We start from the raw sequence: 17,544 nt of genomic DNA, 5'->3' as shown, positions 1-17,544 counted from the left end.
CCGCGCGAAGCTATCACCTCTAGGTCGAATTGGACCATAAGCGGTCTATCGGCTGTCGGCCTAAAGGAGAGACCGAACAATGACTTGGGCGTCAAGGATCGCCTTCTTCCTTGCCATGGCCTTGGCATCGCCGGGTATGGCAACGGCAGAGGAAGCCGCGTCGTCAAGCGATGATCTCACGATCCTCCTGAGGGCGGACAAGGGCGCGCTCACGCTCGAATACCGCAAGCCGGGCCAGCGTCTCGAAGATGATCCCTTCGTCCAATGCGCCGTCGACGATCGGATCACGCTTCCGGCCGGCGCAGTGGTAAACCTCGAATTCGTCTCGGCGGATGTCGTCTACAGCTTCGAAGTGCCGGGCCATGTCGAACAGGTGGATCTCGTGCCCGGCCTCATTAATTCTCGGCAGATCGAGACACCTGCCGACGGCGGTGAGGCCGACGGCGTGCTTCAAGTGCACCCGGATGGTTTGAAGAATGCCGTCGCGGTGCGCTTCATCAAGGCGCAAAGCGCCTTCGACGCCCGAATGCTCTGCACCCGCTAGGCGCACGATCTTCTCGCAGCGTACCCGTCGTGTTCGCAGCGGAGCAAAGTCCGGTAGCGCGCAGGCTGCCGGTCACGACGTCATGATGAAGGGCCGGCACGTCTCCGACGGCAGGCCATCAAGCAGCAATTTTCGGAACGCAGCGTCGACTTCGCGAGGAGGCATTTCCGGTCGCTCTTCCAGCCACCAGCGCAGAACGGCGTTGAACGTGGAGACCATGTGGCGGATCACGAGGTCGCGGGGAAGAGCGGCATGCATCGTGGCGGGGAGCGACTGCCGAAGGACGTCCGCAAGCACATCGTCGACCGCATCGCGCACGATGCCGCCTCCGCGTCCACCGGCAAGCGCGACCTGGATGTCGGCGTGTTCGGCGACATGCTCGAACAAGGCGCGGCTGGGATCCCATGCTTCTTCATGGCGTGCCGACGAGATCGCCTTGTCCTTTGCAGTCACCAGCAGATCGCGAAGACGCTCCAGACTGCGTTTCAAAAGGTCGTCTTTCGACGTGAAGTGCGCATAGAACGTCGATCGTCCGATGTTCGCCTCGGTCAGGATGTCTTCGACGGTGATCAGTTCGTAGTGCTTGCGGCGTATCAAGGCGAGAAGCGCTTCATAAAGCGCCGTGCGCGTTCGGGCCACGCGTCGATCGATCGCCAAGTTTGCTCTCCTTTTTCCGGACGAGCGCGCGCTCCAGTCCAATTCGGTACAAGTGGTGCCCGTCTGTTTCGCAACTTCCGAACACCGTGTTCCGGATCGTGCTAGCCGATTGTCGTCTAGTCAACATCGAGGAACAGCCATGGTTGAACTCTCCGCAACGTCGCCTCTCTCTTCGCCTTTTCGAAAAGCCGGTGCCTGCGCGCTTCTCCTGCTCGCTCTGACGAGCCTGCACCACGCCTATGGCGCCTATATCTATCAAACACCGTGGCGCCTCCACATCGTCCATTTGGCCGTGCCGGCGGCGATCATCATAACAGTCGCGCTGTACGTCGGCCGGTCAAAAGGCGGGACCATGGCCGGACGTGTCGCGACGTGGCTGGCGGTCCTTGTCGTGCTCGCCTTCCCGGTCGCGATGATCGGTATCTATGAGGGAGGCTGGAACCATGTGATCAAGAACATCGCCTATTTCGGCTTCGGAACGGATGCAGCACGGTTCCTGTTTCCCGAGCCGGTCTACCGGTTGCCAGACGATTTTCTCTTTGAATTGACGGGGATTGCCCAATTTCCGCTCGCCATCGTCACCGCGCTCAACACGATCAACCTGTTGCGGCGACCCACCCGGTGATCGGACTTTAGCCGCCGGCGGCCGCGCCCCCGTGCTGGCCGCCGGCAGGGTTGCGGTCGACGCTCACTACCTCAGCTTGCGCTGCGTGCAGATTTGCCATCCCCTTTGATGAAATCGGCAAAGGCTGCGACCAGGTGATCGAACACGGCAGCAATCCTTGCCACCGATCTGAGATCCTCGTGGGCGACGATCCAGGTATCCAGCGACGTAACCACGATCTCCGGCAGGAGACGCTGAAGTCCAGGGTCCCTCGCTCCGATCGGAACCTGCATGATCGTGATGCCGAGGCCGGCCCGTGTCGCGGCAATGCGCGCGGGATGGCAATCCGTCCGCATCGCATAACGCATCGGGGGTAGTTCCGGCGCGGCGCTCTTGCCGATCTTCATGTCGACGAGGGAGCGATCCGGCCCAAGGACGTCGTGACTGGCGAGCTCGGCCAAGGAGCCCGGCCGTCCCCGGCGCGCGATGTAGTCGGCGCTGGCGAAGAAGCCGAGCGGGATGGAACCGACCTTGCGGGCGATCAGGGCATCCTGCGTCGGCGCAAATGTTCTGACGGCAATATCGACCTCCTGGGCCAAAAGATCTGCCGGCTTGTTGCTGACGTAAAGCTCGATGGACAGGGCAGGGTGTGCCCGCCGCAGCGAGGCAAGCATCGGCGGGATCACTTCCACCGCCATGGTTTCGGAAACGCTGAGGCGCACCGTACCGGCAATTTCGCCCGGTGCGCCGGTGGCCGCCCGGACGAAGGAATCCGACGCCAGCGACATGGCGCGCGCAGGCCCGATCAAGGCCCGCGCACTTTCGGTGGGCGTCAGGCCGTTGACCGAACGACTGAAGAGCTTGGTGTCCAGCGCCTCCTCGAGCGCGGCGATCCAGCCACGGACGGTCGGTTGCGAGACGCCAAGCCGTCGCGCCGCGCTCGACAGGCTGCCTTCTTCGATGACGGCCAGAAAGGCGCGCTGGTGGTCCCAGGAAACGAACGTGCTCATAAAAAACACACTAGCAGCTGGAGGAAATCAGACAATTTCATTCGAATGACCGGCAATGCCAAGATGCCTTCGAAGCACGGTCACAACTCAATGTTCAGGTAACCCATGTCCACTGTCAGAACGTCAGACCAGGATCACGCTCGTCCCGTGAGCCGACACACCGGATGGAGTTTCATCGCGATCTCGGCGATCGCCATCGGCCTCTACGCCGTGCCGCCCTATATGACGTTCTCGCCGCAGGACAGCCGGATTCCGCTGAACCAGCTGTTTGCCTCGCATCTGCCATGGCTGTTCTTGCACGCCCTGCCAAGCGGCATCGCCCTGGTGATCGGCCCGTTTCAGTTCCTGCCGGCGATACGCAACCGCTGGCCGAAGGCCCATCGCCAGCTGGGCAGGCTCTATCTGCTCTGCGTCCTTGCCGGTAGCTGTGCCGCCATTTCGGCTACGGTGATGACGACGGCGGGCTTTCATGCCCAGATGGGTTTCGGCCTGCTGGTCATCTGCTGGCTTTTTTCGGGCTGGCAGGCCTACCGCGCCGCGCGGCAAGGCCGCTTTCGCGATCACCGCGTCTGGATGATACGCAACTACGCCCTGACTTTTGCCGCCGTCCTGTTGAGGGTCTATCTGCTCGCCGGCATCGGTCTCATGCAATTCGTTCCGTCGATTTCCTTCGACGAACTCTACGTGGCCACCATCTGGGGCTCGATCGCCACGTCCGTGCTCGTCGCGGACTGGTTTATCGTCACACGTACCGAGCGATAGATGTGAGGCCCTGAGCCGAAACGTCTCACCCGGCCGGTCGGCTTGGCTGCGCTTTCACATAGGTTCCGATCAGATCGACGACATGCTGTCGTCGTTCGGTGACGATCGCCTCGGATGAAAGGTCGACGCCGAAGGTGACGGAGAGCGTGTAGCGGCTGGAAATGTGGATGAAGCTCAACGCCACAATCGAGATGTAGAGCTGCATGGCATTGATTCCCGGCTGGATCACGCCGGCGGCTTCGCCGCGGTCCAGAAGCGTCTGGATGGTCTCAATCAACGGCCTGGAGGAGCGCGGGATGCTTTCGATCGCGCGGATAAACTCCCCCTGCAGCAGGTTTTCCGCCAGCACCATTTTGATGAATGTCGGCGTCGCTGCCATGTAGTCGTAGGTAAACGCCGTAAGCGCCTCGATCGCTTCGACCGGCGGACGATCCAGGATATTCAGCCCGGCTTCCTGGCTGCGGAGGTCGTTGTAAACCTCCTGCAGGGCGGCCTTGTAGAGCAGCTCCTTGCTCTGAAAATAATGGTAGAGCATCCGGATGTTGCACCCGGCGCGCTCGACGATGCGCGCCGTGCTCGCGCCACTCAGCCCATGCTCGCAAAACTCCGCAATCCCCGCATCGAGGATGGATTTGCGCGTCGCCTGCGCATTGCGCGAGCGCGGGCCGCCTGTTTCGCCGGGCTGGTGATCACTGTTGTCTGCGTCACGCATTCTGCATCCACCTTTTGTCGTGCCAACCGCGGCAGGATCTTTCTATCGCAAATGGCCATCGAGACAATTGACAACCAAGTAAGTAATAGCATACTTACAAAAATAGAGGAGACGCTTTTTGCATGGCAGGAAGCAAAAAATGAAGACCGCCGACCGCTAAGGGGGCGGAGAAGGGGAGGGAACTGTGTTCAAGGCAATCAAGAGAATTCTGCTGTTGAGCGGCGCAACTGCCGTCATGGCTGGGGGGCTTGCGCAACAGGTACAGGCGCAACAGCCGGATCAGATCACCGTTGCGATCACCGAGGGAATTACCGGTAACAATCCATACGCCGACTCGGTGGTCCTCATCGGCTCGATCTGGTGCCAGGTCTATGGCTGCCTCACGACGTGGGATTTCAAGGCCGGAAAGTTCGTTCCGTTCCTCGCCGAGAGCCTGGAGCCCGAGGACGATCTCAACTGGATCCTGACGCTGCGCTCCGACTGGAAGCGCCACAACGGCGATCCCGTGGTGGCCGCGGACGTGATCCATTCGATCGAGCGGTCGCGCAACGATCCCGAGAGCATGTCGCAAGCTTCGGTCCAGTACATCGCTTCGGCTGAGGCGCTTGACGAACGCCGTCTGCGCATCAAGACGACCCAGAAGATGGCGACGCTGCCGAACTACCTGGCGACGATGCAGATCACGTCCAAGAAGATCTACGACGAGTACGGCGCCAAGGCGGCCGACCGCGAGCATCCCGTTGGCGCCGGACCGTACAAGCTCGTCGAAGTCGGTATCGGCAGCCACATCGTCATCGAACGGGTCGATGGCCACCCGATGATCCAGCCGACCAATCCGAAGCGCATCATCTACCGCATGATGGTCGAGCCGGAGCAGCGCGTGACCGCGCTCGCCAATGGCGAAGTGCAGATCGCCCAGAGCATTCCCCCGCAGCTCGTCAACCGTGTACAGCAACTGCCGAACGCGACGGCCGAGATGGTCGACTCCGCCGAAGCGATGTTCATCGCGATGAGCCCGAAGACCGCGCCCTGGGACAATCCGAAGGTACGCCAGGCGGTTTGCCATGCGATCAACCGCGAGGGCATCGCCCGCGCCATCCTCGGCAATCAGGTGACGTTGCTGAACGGTCCAGTCGGCGACGGCCAGCTCGGCTTCGATCCCGACTACGCGTCGCCGATGAACTTCGATCCGGAAAAGGCGAAAAAGCTGCTCGAAGAGGCCGGTGCGGTCGGTACTGCCGTCGATCTCTATACGCCGGTCGGTCGCTACACCGCCGATCGCCAGATCACCGAAGCGATCGTTCCGATGCTCGAACAGGTAGGCTTCAAGGCGACGTTGCAGTCACCCGAATGGGCAACGCTTTGGACCAATGTCCAGCGCGGCGAAACGCCATTCTACTACATGGGCCGCGGCAACATGCTCGATCCGTCGCCGGCGCTCGCGCAGTACTTCGAGACCGACGCCTCGCCGCGGCTGAAGTACTCCAACCCGGAGGTCGATGCCCTGCTTCAGGCCGAGCGCCAGGAGTTTGACCCGACCAAGCGGGTGGCCATGCTCTCCAAGGCGATGGCGGCCATTACCGAGGACGCGCCGGCCTGCTTCCTGTGGCTGCACAAGCTTGCCTGGGGTGTCGCCAAGGGCGTCGACTACAAGCCGAGCAAGGCTGACCGGGTCAACGGCTGGGAAATCCACCTGAGATAGCCGCGGCCATCCCTTCACGCCGGGGACGCTCGCAAGCGCGCCCCGGCGCCTATTCCCTCAAGAGTTCCAAGGATTTCCCATGCTTGGCTACACGCTGAGACGCGTGGCCGGCACCGTTCCGGTGCTGTTCATGGTCTCGCTTCTGATTTTCGCATTGGTCCAGCTCGCCCCCGGCGATCCGGTCGACATGCTGGTAAGCGACGAGGCGACCGAGGAGGTCAGGCTGGCGATCCGCTCGGCCTGGGGTCTCGATCAGCCGATCTATATCCAGTACCTGACCTTCGTGAAGAACGCGGTGATGGGAGACTTTGGGCAATCCTTCCGCTACCGCGAACCGGTCATGGATCTAATCCTGGCACGCCTGCCGGCAAGCCTGGAACTCGCCATCTATTCAACATTGTTGGCCGTCGCCATCGGTCTTCCGCTCGGTGTCTGGGCGGCCAGCCGGCCGAATTCCCTTGTCGACACAGTCGGCTCGATCGGCGGATTCTTCGGTATCAGCCTGCCGAACTTCTGGCTCGGTATCCTCTTGATCCTGCTCTTTGCCGGAACCTTCAATCTGCTGCCCTCAGGCGGCCGCGAAACCTGGGGCTTGAACGTCGAACGGGTCACCGGATTTTTGACGATCGACGCCATCATTGCCGGCCGCTGGGATGCGCTCTGGGACGCGCTTCGCCATCTGACCCTCCCTGTCATCGTGCTCGGCACCAACATGACCGGCATCATCATGCAGATCACCCGCGCCTCGGTGCTGGAGAACCTGCAGGAAGACTACGTCATGACCGCCCGCGCCAAGGGCATGAGCGGACGCGTCGTGCTCTGGCGTCACGCTTTCCGCAATGCGCTCATTGCCGTCATCACCATCATCGGCCTCGAATTCGGCACGCTCATCAGCGGCGCCATCATCGTCGAAACCGTCTTTGCCTGGCCTGGCATCGGCTACCTGCTGCTGCAGGGGATTTCGTTCCGCGACTTCCCGCTGATCACCGGCCTGGTGCTCGTCTACACGACGCTGTTCGTTCTCATCAACCTCGCGATCGACATGATCTACACCGTCGTCGATCCGCGCATCCGTCTGGGGTGACTAGGATGGCTCGCTCCTCCAAAACTCGACAGCTCCTGCAAGCGTTGAAATCGCCGAAAGGCGCCTTCAGCCTCGTCGTCATCGCTCTGCTGTTACTGGCTGCCTCCTTCGCGCCGCTGCTTGCGCCGTTCGACCCAAACCGCCAGGACCTGATGCTCGCGATGACGCCACCGCAACTGACCGGTCCGCATTTCCTGGGCACCGATCACGTCGGGCGCGACATGATGAGCCGCATCATCTACGGCTCGCGCGTCTCTCTGCTGATCGCCGTTGCCGTGGTTCTCTTCTCCGGCGTGGTCGGCGTGACGCTCGGTGTCGTCTCCGGCTATTACGGCGGGCGGGTGGACTCGCTCATCCAGAAGTTTCTGGAAGTCGTCTGGGCATTCCCGCCGCTGCTGCTTGCGATCTCGATCGTCGCTTTCCTTGGCCAGGGCCTTGGTATTCTCATCGTTGCGCTCGCGTCGCAGCGCTGGATCCCCTATTGCCGGCTTGCCCGGGCAGAGGCGTTGACCCTGCGCGAACGGGAATTCGTATCCGCCGCACGTTCGCTCGGCGCCAGCGACAGCCGGATCCTGCGCACGCATATTCTGCCGAACCTCATCCAGTCGGCCCTGATCGTCGCGACCTTTGCCATGGCCACCGCGATCATCGCGGAATCGAGCCTCAGCTTCCTCGGCCTCGGCGTACCGGCATCGACCCCGACCTGGGGCGGCATGCTGTCGGATGCGCGCGCCTACATCAGCACCTCCTGGTGGATGGCTCTGTTTCCGGGCCTCTGCATCTTCGTCACCGTTCTCGCCATCAACCTCCTGGGTGATGTGCTCAGAACGCACCTCGATCCCCGCCTGAACCGCGCTTGACGGTTCGGAACACACGAAAAGAAGGAATATTCCATTGGTTGAACGTATCGAAACCTCGATGGCGGACGGCGCTCTCAAGAGCATGGCTGTCGTTCACAACGACATGGTCTTCCTGTCGGGCGTGCACGCCAACGACACCAGCGGCGACATCAAGGAGCAGACGCGAGAAGTCCTGCGCAGCGTCGATCGCCTGCTCGAGGCGGCCGGCTCGAACCACAAGTCGATTTTCGTCGTGCACATCTGGCTGAAGGACATGCGCTACTTCGGCGCCATGAACTCCGTCTGGAACGAATGGGCCGACCCGGCTCACCCGCCGGCACGCACCTGCGTCAGCGGCGAGCTTTACCGTTCGGACGTTCTCGTCGAGGCGGTCGTCATCGCCTATCGCGCCTGATTGCTTGCGAAGGAGAACCCCATGGAACTCAGAGAACTCGGCAAGAAGGATGGCGCCGGCCATCAGCCACGCATCTGCCTCGGCAAGGCGTCGGACACGCTCGCCTCCGTATGCCTTACCGCACCGGACAAGACCGGCGACCTCAGGGATCAGTCGCTGCAGATCCTCAACGCCATCGAGGAGTATTTCCAAAGCGTCGGCTCGTCGCGCAAGCAGATCCTGATGGTGCAGGTCTGGCTGTTCGACATCAGCGAGTACCCGGCGTTTTGCGAGCTTTGGAACGAGTGGATCGATCCGGAAGGCGTTCCGGCACTTTCCGTCGTGACAGGGCATGCGGCGCGCCGCGACTGCGCTGTGGAAATCCGCGCCTACGCTGCGTGCTGACCTGGAAATAAAGCGTCGATCTGGAGGCGAACGTGACTGAAGACCTGCTCAGGATTTCCGATCTCGCGGTGAAGTTCCGCGGAACACCGGACGGCGTGCTTGCCGTCAAGGGCATCGATCTCGCGATCGGCCGCGGCGAAGTCGTCGCGATCGTCGGTGAGTCCGGATCGGGAAAATCGGTCACGGCCAAATCCGTCATGCGGCTCGTCGAATACATGGGTGCGGAGATCGTCGGCGGAAGCGCCTTTCTCAGCGAGAAATCAGGCGGTTCGACCGATCTCCTCACCCTTGACGAGGCCCGGATGCAGGGCTTGAGGGGCGACCGGATTGCGATGATCTTCCAGGAGCCGATGACCTCGCTCAATCCGGTGCTGACCATCGGCCAGCAATTGTCCGAGGTCGTCGTCAAGCATCGCAGGATCGGCCGGGCGGAGGCCGACGGGATCGCGCTGAATGCCTTGCAACAGGTGCGTATCCCCGAACCCGAGCGCAGGCTGAAACAGTATCCGCACGAATTGTCGGGCGGGATGCGCCAGCGCGTCATGATCGCCATGGCCATCCTCTGCAAGCCGGACCTGTTGATCGCGGACGAGCCGACAACGGCACTGGACGTCACGGTGCAGGCCGAGATCCTGGAACTGCTGAAAGTCATTCAACGCGAGACCGGAATGGCCATCCTGCTGATCACCCATGATATGGGCGTCGTGGCCGAGATCGCCGACAAGGTGGTGGTCATGCTGCGGGGCGAAGTGGTCGAGAGCGGTGAAATCCATCAGATTTTCAATGCGCCGAAGCACGAATATACGCGCCGCCTGCTCGATGCCGCGCCAAAGCTTCAGGCCCGGCAGGAGGGCTCGGCCCAGGCCGAAGCCGTTCCCGAGACGCCGGCAGCGCAGGACAAGGCCGATCCGAACGTCGTGCTCAGTGTGCGCAACCTCGTCACGCGCTTTGCCGTGCGCCAAGGCATGTTCCAGCGCATCGTCGCAAATGTCCATGCGGTCGAAGGCGTGTCCTTCGATCTGCGCGAGAAGGAAACGCTGTCTCTGGTCGGCGAAAGCGGCTGCGGAAAATCGACGACCGGCAAGAGCATCATGCGGCTCATCCAGCCGAATGGCGGCGAGGTCCTGCTTCAGGGCCGCAACCTGGAGGGCGTCGGGGCGACCGAAATGATCGAGATGCGCAAGCGCATCCAGATGGTGTTTCAGGATCCCTATGCATCGCTCAATCCGCGCATGTCCGTGGAGCAGATCGTGGCCGAACCGCTGCGCATCCATCGCGTCGGCAGCCCGTCGCAGATCCGCGACAGGGTCTACAGCCTGCTCGAACGCGTCGGGCTCACCCGGGCGCAGGCGAGCCTCTATCCGCATCAGTTCTCCGGCGGCCAGCGGCAACGCATCTGCATTGCCCGTGCTCTGGCACTCAATCCGAAGGTGATCATCGCCGACGAGCCGGTCTCGGCGCTCGACGTCTCGATCCAGGGGCAGATCCTCGATCTGCTTGCGGAGATCCAGGAGGAATTCGGGATTTCCGTCCTGTTCATTTCGCACGACATGGCCGTGGTCGAGCGCGTCAGCGACCGCATCGCGGTCATGTATCTGGGCGAGATCATCGAAATCGGACCGCGCGACGCCGTGCTCGGTTCGCCGGCTCATCCCTACACACAGCAACTGTTGTCCGCAGTGCCGATCGTGCATCCCGATCAACGTCGCAGCCGAACCCTCGGCGCGCGGGAACTGCGCAGCCCGATCCGTCCGCCCGGCTACGTCCACCAGACGCCAGCCTTGAAGGCGGTGGGTTTTGAGCATTATGCGCGGCTAGCCTGAGAGGGCACCCAGCCTCGAATATCGGGCGATCCTTCCGGAGGCCCGCAAACATCGTTCGATACGGGATTTCCCGTATCGGGCAACAATTCGACGACAGGAAAACATATGCAGAGCCAGGGCAGGTTGCGTTGGGTCTTTTTGGTCGCCGTGGCGGCCGTCGGTCTCAATCTTCGCCCGTTTATCGCAAGTGTCGGGCCTTTGGCCGAGAGTATTCGTGCCGGTACCGGCCTCGGCCCCTATGGACTGGCAATGCTGACATTCGTGCCGATGGTGCTGATGGGTTGCGTTGCCTTCCTTGGTCCGGGTCTGCAGCGGATCGCCGGCACACGCCCGGTGATCCTGTCTGCGCTCGCCACCATCAGTCTCGGGACGATCATGCGTCTCTTCGTTTCCAGCGGCTGGATGATGATTGCCACCGCTGCGGTGATCGGGGCGGGTGTCGCGGTCGTCCAGGCTGTCTTTCCTGGCATCATCAAACGGCAGTTTCCGGATCAGGCGGGCCCGATCGCCGGGCTCTACTCGGCGATGCTGCTGGGCGGCGGCGCCTTGGGAGCGCAGGCGTCTCCTGTCATCGCGGACTTGACCGGCAGTTGGCGCATCGGGCTCGGTTCGCTGGTAGCGCTCGGCGTTGTCGCCGTCGCTGTTGCCTGGGTCGCGCTTCCCAGCGACGGCCCGCGAAAGCCGGAAGGCAACCTCGTCCGAAACTTGCTCACGAAGCCGCGGGCCTGGCTGCTCATGGTATTCTTCGGTCTGGTCAATGGCGGCTATACTTCGGTGGTGGTCTGGCTCGCTCCACACTACCAGCAGCTTGGCTGGGGCGCTTCGGCGAGCGGCAGTCTGCTCGCGGTCATGGCGGTCTTTCAGGCGGCGGCTGCGCTCATCCTGCCGGTCTTGGCCTGCCGCAACGGGATGGACCGGCGGCCGTGGCTGTGGTTCACGCTTGGATGCCAGTTCGCAGGCTTTGCGGGCTTTGCCTTCGCGCCGCATGCAGCACCGTTTGCGTTCGTCGCGCTGACCGGCGCCGGGCTCGGCGGCTGCTTCGCCCTGTCGATGGTGGTCGCGCTCGATCATCTGGCCGACCCCGCACAGGCAACTGCGCTTTCGGCCGTGATGCAAGGCGGTGGTTTCCTGCTGGCGGCCACACCGCCGATGATCGTGTCCGCACTCCACGATCTGACCGGAAGCTTTGCCGCCGGCTGGAAGTGGCACCTCGGTTCCATTCTCATCGCAGCCGCGCTCACCGCGCGCCTTGCACCGCGAGGCTATGCAGCCGCGATACCACTGGCACAGGCGACGACCAGCACCGACCGGTCGTTCGGATAAGGCAACGCTGCGAACAAGCGCGTCAGGCGATCGTTCGTGCGCTATCCGTCATCAGCTTCAGCCCGAGTGCGCCCACCACTGCGCCGGCGGCGCGGTCGATCCAGGTCTTTGAGCGCAGGTAGACGACCCGCGGCCCATGGGAGGAAAAGCCGAGGGCGACGATCGCGTACCACAGGAACTCGTTGATGAAGAGCAGCGGGGGGAGGGCCAGAAGCATCCAGGTGGGCGCCGGCGACGGCAACAGCGCAGCGAACATCGAGGCGTAGAAGATCGCCGTCTTCGGGTTGGAGACCTGAACGAACAGCCCCCGCAGCAGGGATTTCCAGAGGGTGCTCGGCTGGTCTGCGGGCGTCTCTGCAATCGTTATCGTCTGCGGCGCTGCCCGCCAGATGCCGATGCCGATCCAGACGAGATAGGCACCGCCGGCGAGCCTCAGGAGGATGTTGAGCCATTCGACCTGAAGAAGGATCGCCGTGAGGCCGGCGACCGCGATACAGGCGAAGAAAAAGCCGCCAATGCCCATGCCGACCGCTGCCATTAATCCATCGGCGCGCGACCGCGCGATCGCGATCCGCGACACCACGATGAAGCTCGGGCCGGGGCTCATGGCCCCAAGCAGGAAGACGCCCAGGATGGAGGCAAGAATTGCAACTTCATGCATGTCGCTATCCTCTCATAGCAGCGCTGCCGCCAGCGCGGGGTGATTATGAAATGCGTCGCGTCATTCCTCGATCGGGCGCGTGCCGCTCCTGCCTGCTCCGCCGGGCAATCGAAGATGTATCCCTCAATGGCGCCCCTCCTCGATCTTCGGGAGGAACCAAGCGAGAAGTCCCGCAAGCGGAAGGAACGAGCAGATATAATAGACCGTTTCGACGCCGTAGCGGTCGGCCAATATGCCGAGAAGCGCTGCGGCAATGCCGCCCAAGCCGAAGTTCAGGCCGTAGAACAGCCCGCCGATCAGTCCGATGCGGTTCGGTAGCAGTTCGATGGCGTAGATCAGGATCGATGCAAAGGCGCTTGCCATGATCAGGTTGATCATCACCGTCAGCACGCCGGTCCAGAACAGATCGACGTGGGGCAGGATCAGCGTCAAGGGAAGCGGCCCCAGAACCGAGATCCAGATGATCCGGTAGCGCCCGATGCGATCGCCGATAATGCCGCCGATCAGTGCGCCTGCGGCCGAGGCGAGCAGGAAGATGAACAGCATCATCTGTGCGGAAGGAATGGAAAGGCCGAACCTTTCCATGAGGTAGAAGGTGTAGAACGAACGGAAACTTTCACCATAGGCGTTCTTGGTGAACATCAGCAGGGTCAGGACCACCAGAGCGACGGCGATCGTTGCCGGCGCGTGACGGACGCTGCCAGCCTTCTTGCTCTCCGCCCGCAGCGCCATGAATGCGGCGCTGATCTCGCGCTGTTTGCTGCCAATCCAGGCGAGAAGCATCATGGCCAGCAAGGCCAGGGCGGCGAACCAGGCAAGGCTCGGCTGCCCCCAGGGGACAATGATCACCGCGGCAAAGACCGGGCCGAGCGCACCGCCTGCCTGGCCGCCGACCTGAAACAGTCCCTGCGCCAATCCCTGCCGGCCGCCCGCGGCATAGCGCGCCATGCGCGTGGCTTCGGGATGGAAGATGGACGACCCTATGCCGATCAGTGCGACCGAGACAAGGATCATGGCATAGCTATCGGCAAGGGCGAGGCTGACCAGGCCCGACAGCGTGAACATCATCCCGACAACCGGCGAATAGGGGGCGGGGTGCTTGTCCGTGACCATGCCGATCGCTGGCTGCAGCAGAGACCCGGCAATCTGGAAGGTCATGGTGATCATGCCGATCTGCACGAAGTCGAGCGCATAGGCGTCCTTCAGGATCGGATAGGCGGCCGGGATCAGCGACTGCATGAGGTCGTTGAGGAGATGGGTGACCCCGAGAACGACCAGGACGGCAAGATGCGTCTTCGGGCGTGTCACGGCAGGGATGGCGACTGTCATGGTAGATTTCTAGACTCCAGGATGCCGTGAAACGGCCTGCGGCGATGCCGCGCGGCGGGGAGCTTATGCATCCGCCGATAGGCGGGCAACCACCGGATGACGTCGCGCGCGAAAAAATGGGCTATCGGGCCAGAAGGTTCGGCGCGTTCGGGCGCTTTCTTCGTCTGTCTCCGACAGCGGGCACCTCGGCGCTTGCCGTCAAGGTCCGGTTCCCGCCTCGCTTGCACTCGTTCGCGCCGACTCAGGCCTCGTGTCTGAAACCGATCTCACGGCGGAGCAACGAATGCGTGGCTCACGCCCGCACCGCCCGACGGGTGCGGCTTTCGATGATCTGGGCGACCCATCCGGCAAGAGAACCGAGGCCGGTCGCGCCGGCGAGTTCGCTGAGGGTTGCCAGGGTCGGCTCGAGGTGCGCTGCAAAGAAAGTGACCAGCCCGATGAAGTAACCGAGGAGGTTGTTCAGCCAGGGCAAGCCTCGCGTGACGATGACGACGGATCCGGTCACGAAGACGACCGCTGGCAGCGCCAGTGCACCGAGCATCGGGGCCAGCAGCGCGACCGCCAGGGTCGAGATCGCGCCGAGCGAAAGTCCGATCACGACGCACACATAGGTCCGCAACCCCTCAGCCGGCGACGGCTTGCGCGTAAAGTAGGCGATCCATCCCATGAACATGGCCCAGGGAGCGATCGCGAGCACCAGGCTGAGGCCGGAGGCCATCGCTGCAACGAAGGCTGCGGTGACGGTGAAGATCAGATAAAGCCCGGTGCTGCTCCCGGATCCGGCAGAACCATGGGTCTCTGCATGAGTCGTTTCCTGCGTCATCAGACATCCCTTCCTTGAATGAGCCTAGGTTGTGAGAAGAGGCGTGCGGGTCAGCACATGCCGCCATTTGCCCGGATGACCTGGCCGTTGACCCACGCGCCTTCCGGTCCGGCGAGGAAAGAGACGACACGGGCGATATCTTCCGGTTCGCCGAGCCGTTCGATGGGGTTCATCTTGGCCATCCGGTCCAGCAATTCCTGGCTCTTGCCGCTCAGAAACAGCTCGGTTGCAACCGGCCCGGGGGCGATGGCGTTCACGCGAACGCCGCGTCCACGCATCTCCTGGGCGAGCACCTGGGTAAGACCTTCGACCGCCGCCTTGGTGGCGATGTAGATGCCATAGGTCGGCAGCCGCATTCCAATCACGCTCGACGAGACGTTGATGATGCGGCCGTCGGTGCGCAGCCGTCTCGCCGCCTCGCGGCAGACGTTGAACGTGCCCTTCAGGTTTATCGCGATGGTTTCGTTCACGACGTCGTCTGTGATGTCGGCAATCGCCGCAAGCTTCATGATGCCGGCGCTGTTAACGACGACGTCCACGCCGCCGAAGGCTTGCGTGGCCGTGTCGAACATTGCCGCAACCGCGCCGGCGTCGCTGACATCCGCCTGGACAACGCATGCGTCACCGCCGCTGCCGATGATCTGGTCCGCGACCACCTTGGCCGCCTCGGTACGCCCCGCATAGTTCACGACAATCTTGAAGCCGTCTCGGGCGAGGCCCCTGGCGATTTCCGCGCCAATGCCTCGCGACGCTCCGGTTACCAGTGCGACCTTGTTGCTGTTGCTCATTTGCCAAGCCTTTCAAGTGTGCCGTCTATTGATCGTTAGGAGGATACGCCTGGCGTGAGAGAAGAAAAAATGCATAGTTTGTAGGTCAACAATGATTGAAAGTATGAGTCATGACATTCGATGCGCGCCTGCTCAGTGGGATCGGTGTGCTGACTGCGGTCGTCGAGGCCGGCAGCTTTGCCCGGGCCGGTGAGGCAATGGGGCTGACCCAGCCAGCGGTCAGCCGCGCGGTCGCGCGTCTCGAGGAGCGCGTCGGCATACGGATCTTCAATCGAAGCGCCCGGGCAATCTCGCTCACGGACGAGGGACGGCACTTTTATGAACGCGTCGCACCCCTCCTTTCAGCGATCGAGGAGGCCGCAATCATGGCGGGCGGCACCAAAACGCAGGTGCGCGGCAAGCTGCGGGTCAATGTCGACGGAACCTTTGGGCATTTTGTACTCGCCCCGAGGATCAATGACTTTCTCGAGCGCTATCCGGAACTCTCGGTCGAAATCTTCGTGCGCGACTCGATCGGCGATTTTGTCGGCGAGGGGACGGATGTCGCCATACGCTTCGGCGAACCTGGCGCCCATTCGTTACATGCGGAGCTGTTGCTGGAAACGCGCGTGTTCACCTGCGCGTCGACGCAATACCTTGAGAGATATGGCAAACCGCAAGTGCCAGCCGATCTCTTTCATGGACACCAGTGCGTCCTCATCCGCGACCCGGCGACCGGCCGCCCCTTCACCTGGGAGTTTCAGCGTCGGGGCGAAGCCGTACCGTTTGCTGCGAGCGGCCGGGTCACAGTCAATGACACGGGCTCGCTGATTGCCGCCTGCCGCAGCGGCGCCGGCATCGCGCAGCTGCTCGAACTCTATGTCAGGGACGAATTGGCAGGCGGCGATCTGATCCAGATCCTGCCGGACTGGGCGGAAGAAACCTTCCCGCTTCATGCCTATTATCGCCGCTCGGAGTTGATGCCCGCCAAATTGCGGGTCTTTCTCGACTTCGTGCGCGAGATCGTCGCCTAGGCATATCGCGTCGAAGGCAGAGCGCATTTCAGCGGCCTATCGCCGTGCTCACCGCTATGGTCGCCACCGAACGTGCTCGATCAGCGCGCGCAGCTTCGGCGCCAGGTTCCGTCGATTGGGGAAGTAGAGATAAAAGCCCGCGAATGGCGGGAAGTAGTCTTCGAGAAGCGGCACCAGCTGTCCAGCGGAAACATAGGGCCTGAAGGTTTCCTCCATGCCGAAGGTTATGCCGCCCCCGGCGCAGGCGGTCCGGATCATCAGCGACATGTCGTTGGTGGTGATCTGCGGGTTCACCGCCACGTCGAACTCGCGGCCATCCTTGCCGAATTCCCAGCGATAAGGTGCGGTCTGGGGCGCCGGGCGCCAGCCGATGCAGCGGTGCTGGGCGAGGTCCGCCGGCAGCAAAGGCCTGCCAAAGCGTTCGATATAGGATGGCGCCGCAACCGCCGTCTGACGTTGCTCGGCCGATACCGGCACTGCGATCATGTCCTGCTCGATGACCTCGCCAAGCCGCACCCCGGCATCATAGCCTTGGGCCACGATGTCGAACTCCTCGTCCGTGACGGTCACATCGATCTGGATCGTGGGGTAGGCTTCGGCAAAACTTGCGAGCAGTGCTCCTGAGATGAACCTTTCGGCGATCGAGGACACCGCCAGCCGCAACAGCCCGGTTGGCGCCATGTCCCGGTCCGCCGTGGCGTCCAGCGCCAGGCCGACCTCTGCGAGGGCCGGAGCTACGCGCAGGTAAAGTTGCGCGCCAGCCTCCGTGAGGCTGACGCTGCGTGTCGTCCGCTGCACGAGTGCCACGCCGAGCCGATCTTCCAGCCGCCGCAGCGATTGGCTTACGGCCGATCGGGTAACGCCCAGATGCTCGGCAGCCGCGCGAAAACTCCGCGCTTCGGCGACGGCCATGAAGACGGAGATGGCGTTGAGATCGACGGCCATTGGACAGCTCAGCTTACCGGTGTCGGCATGATTGGGCAGAATGAAGATGCAATCTTGGCCTGCCGATCAACAACCTTCAAGGCATCAAACAATGTCACCGCCGAGTTCTGCCGCGCCTGTGATCGC

The 17,544-nt window shown here is 62.6% G+C and carries 19 protein-coding genes; 11 read left to right on the top strand and 8 right to left on the bottom strand.

All coding sequences use genetic code 11. The annotated features are described in order from the left end of the window. Positions 1-79: 79 nt before the first annotated feature. Positions 80-544: a hypothetical protein gene (locus ACIQUG_RS14260; RefSeq protein WP_402322618.1), complete on the top strand. Its 465-nt coding sequence runs from the start codon at positions 80-82 to the stop codon at positions 542-544. Positions 545-616: 72 nt separating this feature from the next. Here ACIQUG_RS14260 and ACIQUG_RS14255 read toward each other — a convergent pair whose 3' ends face one another. Continuing rightward, entirely contained in the window at positions 617-1,201 is a 585-nt protein-coding gene (locus tag ACIQUG_RS14255) for a TetR/AcrR family transcriptional regulator (RefSeq protein WP_402322615.1), read from the bottom strand. Positions 1,202-1,340: 139 nt separating this feature from the next. On the opposite strand from ACIQUG_RS14255, the gene ACIQUG_RS14250 reads away from it, so the two are divergent. Beyond that, a complete protein-coding gene (locus tag ACIQUG_RS14250; RefSeq protein WP_402322612.1) occupies positions 1,341-1,826 on the top strand; it encodes a hypothetical protein in 486 nt (161 codons plus the stop codon). A gap of 71 nt (positions 1,827-1,897) precedes the next feature. Here the strand turns inward: ACIQUG_RS14250 and ACIQUG_RS14245 are convergent, their stop codons facing one another. Continuing rightward, positions 1,898-2,815 (bottom strand): LysR family transcriptional regulator, encoded by a 918-nt coding sequence (locus ACIQUG_RS14245; protein ID WP_402322609.1) that lies wholly within the window; start codon positions 2,813-2,815, stop codon positions 1,898-1,900. A 147-nt stretch (positions 2,816-2,962) separates the two neighbouring features. Here ACIQUG_RS14245 and ACIQUG_RS14240 point away from each other — a divergent pair, with 147 nt between their 5' ends. After that, the gene (locus tag ACIQUG_RS14240; RefSeq protein WP_402322606.1) at positions 2,963-3,577 is read left to right on the top strand and encodes a DUF2306 domain-containing protein; all 615 of its coding nucleotides are present in this window, start codon (positions 2,963-2,965) and stop codon (positions 3,575-3,577) included. Positions 3,578-3,602: 25 nt separating this feature from the next. On the opposite strand, the gene ACIQUG_RS14235 is transcribed toward ACIQUG_RS14240, so the two are convergent. Next, positions 3,603-4,289: a TetR family transcriptional regulator gene (locus ACIQUG_RS14235; RefSeq protein WP_402322603.1), complete on the bottom strand. Its 687-nt coding sequence runs from the start codon at positions 4,287-4,289 to the stop codon at positions 3,603-3,605. Between the two features lie 184 nt (positions 4,290-4,473). Here ACIQUG_RS14235 and ACIQUG_RS14230 point away from each other — a divergent pair, with 184 nt between their 5' ends. The 7 genes from ACIQUG_RS14230 (at position 4,474) to ACIQUG_RS14200 (ending at position 11,859) form a co-directional block, all read left to right on the top strand. Then, positions 4,474-5,991, top strand: coding sequence for an ABC transporter substrate-binding protein (locus ACIQUG_RS14230; RefSeq protein ID WP_197067118.1), 1,518 nt, complete (start codon positions 4,474-4,476; stop codon positions 5,989-5,991). Between the two features lie 79 nt (positions 5,992-6,070). Further along, positions 6,071-7,075, top strand: a complete 1,005-nt coding sequence (locus ACIQUG_RS14225; protein WP_402322599.1) for an ABC transporter permease — start codon at positions 6,071-6,073, stop codon at positions 7,073-7,075. 5 nt (positions 7,076-7,080) lie between these two features. Beyond that, positions 7,081-7,935, top strand: coding sequence for an ABC transporter permease (locus ACIQUG_RS14220; protein ID WP_402322596.1), 855 nt, complete (start codon positions 7,081-7,083; stop codon positions 7,933-7,935). 34 nt (positions 7,936-7,969) lie between these two features. Continuing rightward, positions 7,970-8,329, top strand: coding sequence for a RidA family protein (locus tag ACIQUG_RS14215; RefSeq protein ID WP_052201732.1), 360 nt, complete (start codon positions 7,970-7,972; stop codon positions 8,327-8,329). 21 nt (positions 8,330-8,350) lie between these two features. Continuing rightward, positions 8,351-8,713: a Rid family hydrolase gene (locus ACIQUG_RS14210; protein WP_402322591.1), complete on the top strand. Its 363-nt coding sequence runs from the start codon at positions 8,351-8,353 to the stop codon at positions 8,711-8,713. 32 nt (positions 8,714-8,745) lie between these two features. Then, on the top strand, positions 8,746-10,536 hold the full coding sequence (locus tag ACIQUG_RS14205) for a dipeptide ABC transporter ATP-binding protein (RefSeq protein ID WP_402322588.1): 1,791 nt from the start codon (positions 8,746-8,748) through the stop codon (positions 10,534-10,536). Between the two features lie 105 nt (positions 10,537-10,641). Beyond that, on the top strand, positions 10,642-11,859 hold the full coding sequence (locus ACIQUG_RS14200; protein ID WP_402322585.1) for an MFS transporter: 1,218 nt from the start codon (positions 10,642-10,644) through the stop codon (positions 11,857-11,859). A gap of 22 nt (positions 11,860-11,881) precedes the next feature. On the opposite strand, the gene ACIQUG_RS14195 is transcribed toward ACIQUG_RS14200, so the two are convergent. The 4 genes from ACIQUG_RS14195 to ACIQUG_RS14180 all read right to left on the bottom strand — a co-directional run bounded on the left by ACIQUG_RS14195 (position 11,882) and on the right by ACIQUG_RS14180 (position 15,460). Next, on the bottom strand, positions 11,882-12,520 hold the full coding sequence (locus tag ACIQUG_RS14195; protein ID WP_402322582.1) for a LysE family translocator: 639 nt from the start codon (positions 12,518-12,520) through the stop codon (positions 11,882-11,884). A gap of 123 nt (positions 12,521-12,643) precedes the next feature. After that, a complete protein-coding gene (locus ACIQUG_RS14190) occupies positions 12,644-13,849 on the bottom strand; it encodes an MFS transporter (protein ID WP_156134048.1) in 1,206 nt (401 codons plus the stop codon). A 292-nt stretch (positions 13,850-14,141) separates the two neighbouring features. Further along, positions 14,142-14,672: a DUF1097 domain-containing protein gene (locus tag ACIQUG_RS14185; RefSeq protein WP_402322579.1), complete on the bottom strand. Its 531-nt coding sequence runs from the start codon at positions 14,670-14,672 to the stop codon at positions 14,142-14,144. A gap of 50 nt (positions 14,673-14,722) precedes the next feature. Continuing rightward, positions 14,723-15,460 (bottom strand): SDR family oxidoreductase, encoded by a 738-nt coding sequence (locus ACIQUG_RS14180; RefSeq protein ID WP_402322576.1) that lies wholly within the window; start codon positions 15,458-15,460, stop codon positions 14,723-14,725. 110 nt (positions 15,461-15,570) lie between these two features. Here ACIQUG_RS14180 and ACIQUG_RS14175 point away from each other — a divergent pair, with 110 nt between their 5' ends. Further along, complete coding sequence (locus ACIQUG_RS14175) at positions 15,571-16,473, top strand: LysR family transcriptional regulator (protein WP_402322573.1); 903 nt, start codon at positions 15,571-15,573, stop codon at positions 16,471-16,473. Between the two features lie 54 nt (positions 16,474-16,527). On the opposite strand, the gene ACIQUG_RS14170 is transcribed toward ACIQUG_RS14175, so the two are convergent. Next, the gene (locus ACIQUG_RS14170) at positions 16,528-17,418 is read right to left on the bottom strand and encodes a LysR family transcriptional regulator (RefSeq protein ID WP_402322570.1); all 891 of its coding nucleotides are present in this window, start codon (positions 17,416-17,418) and stop codon (positions 16,528-16,530) included. Positions 17,419-17,544 lie beyond the last annotated feature (126 nt).

The organism is Ensifer sp. NPDC090286 (assembly GCF_044769565.1).
Lineage (GTDB): Bacteria > Pseudomonadota > Alphaproteobacteria > Rhizobiales > Rhizobiaceae > Ensifer.
Note: the sequence above shows the minus strand (reverse complement) of the source record. Positions and strands in the feature narration are given on the sequence as shown.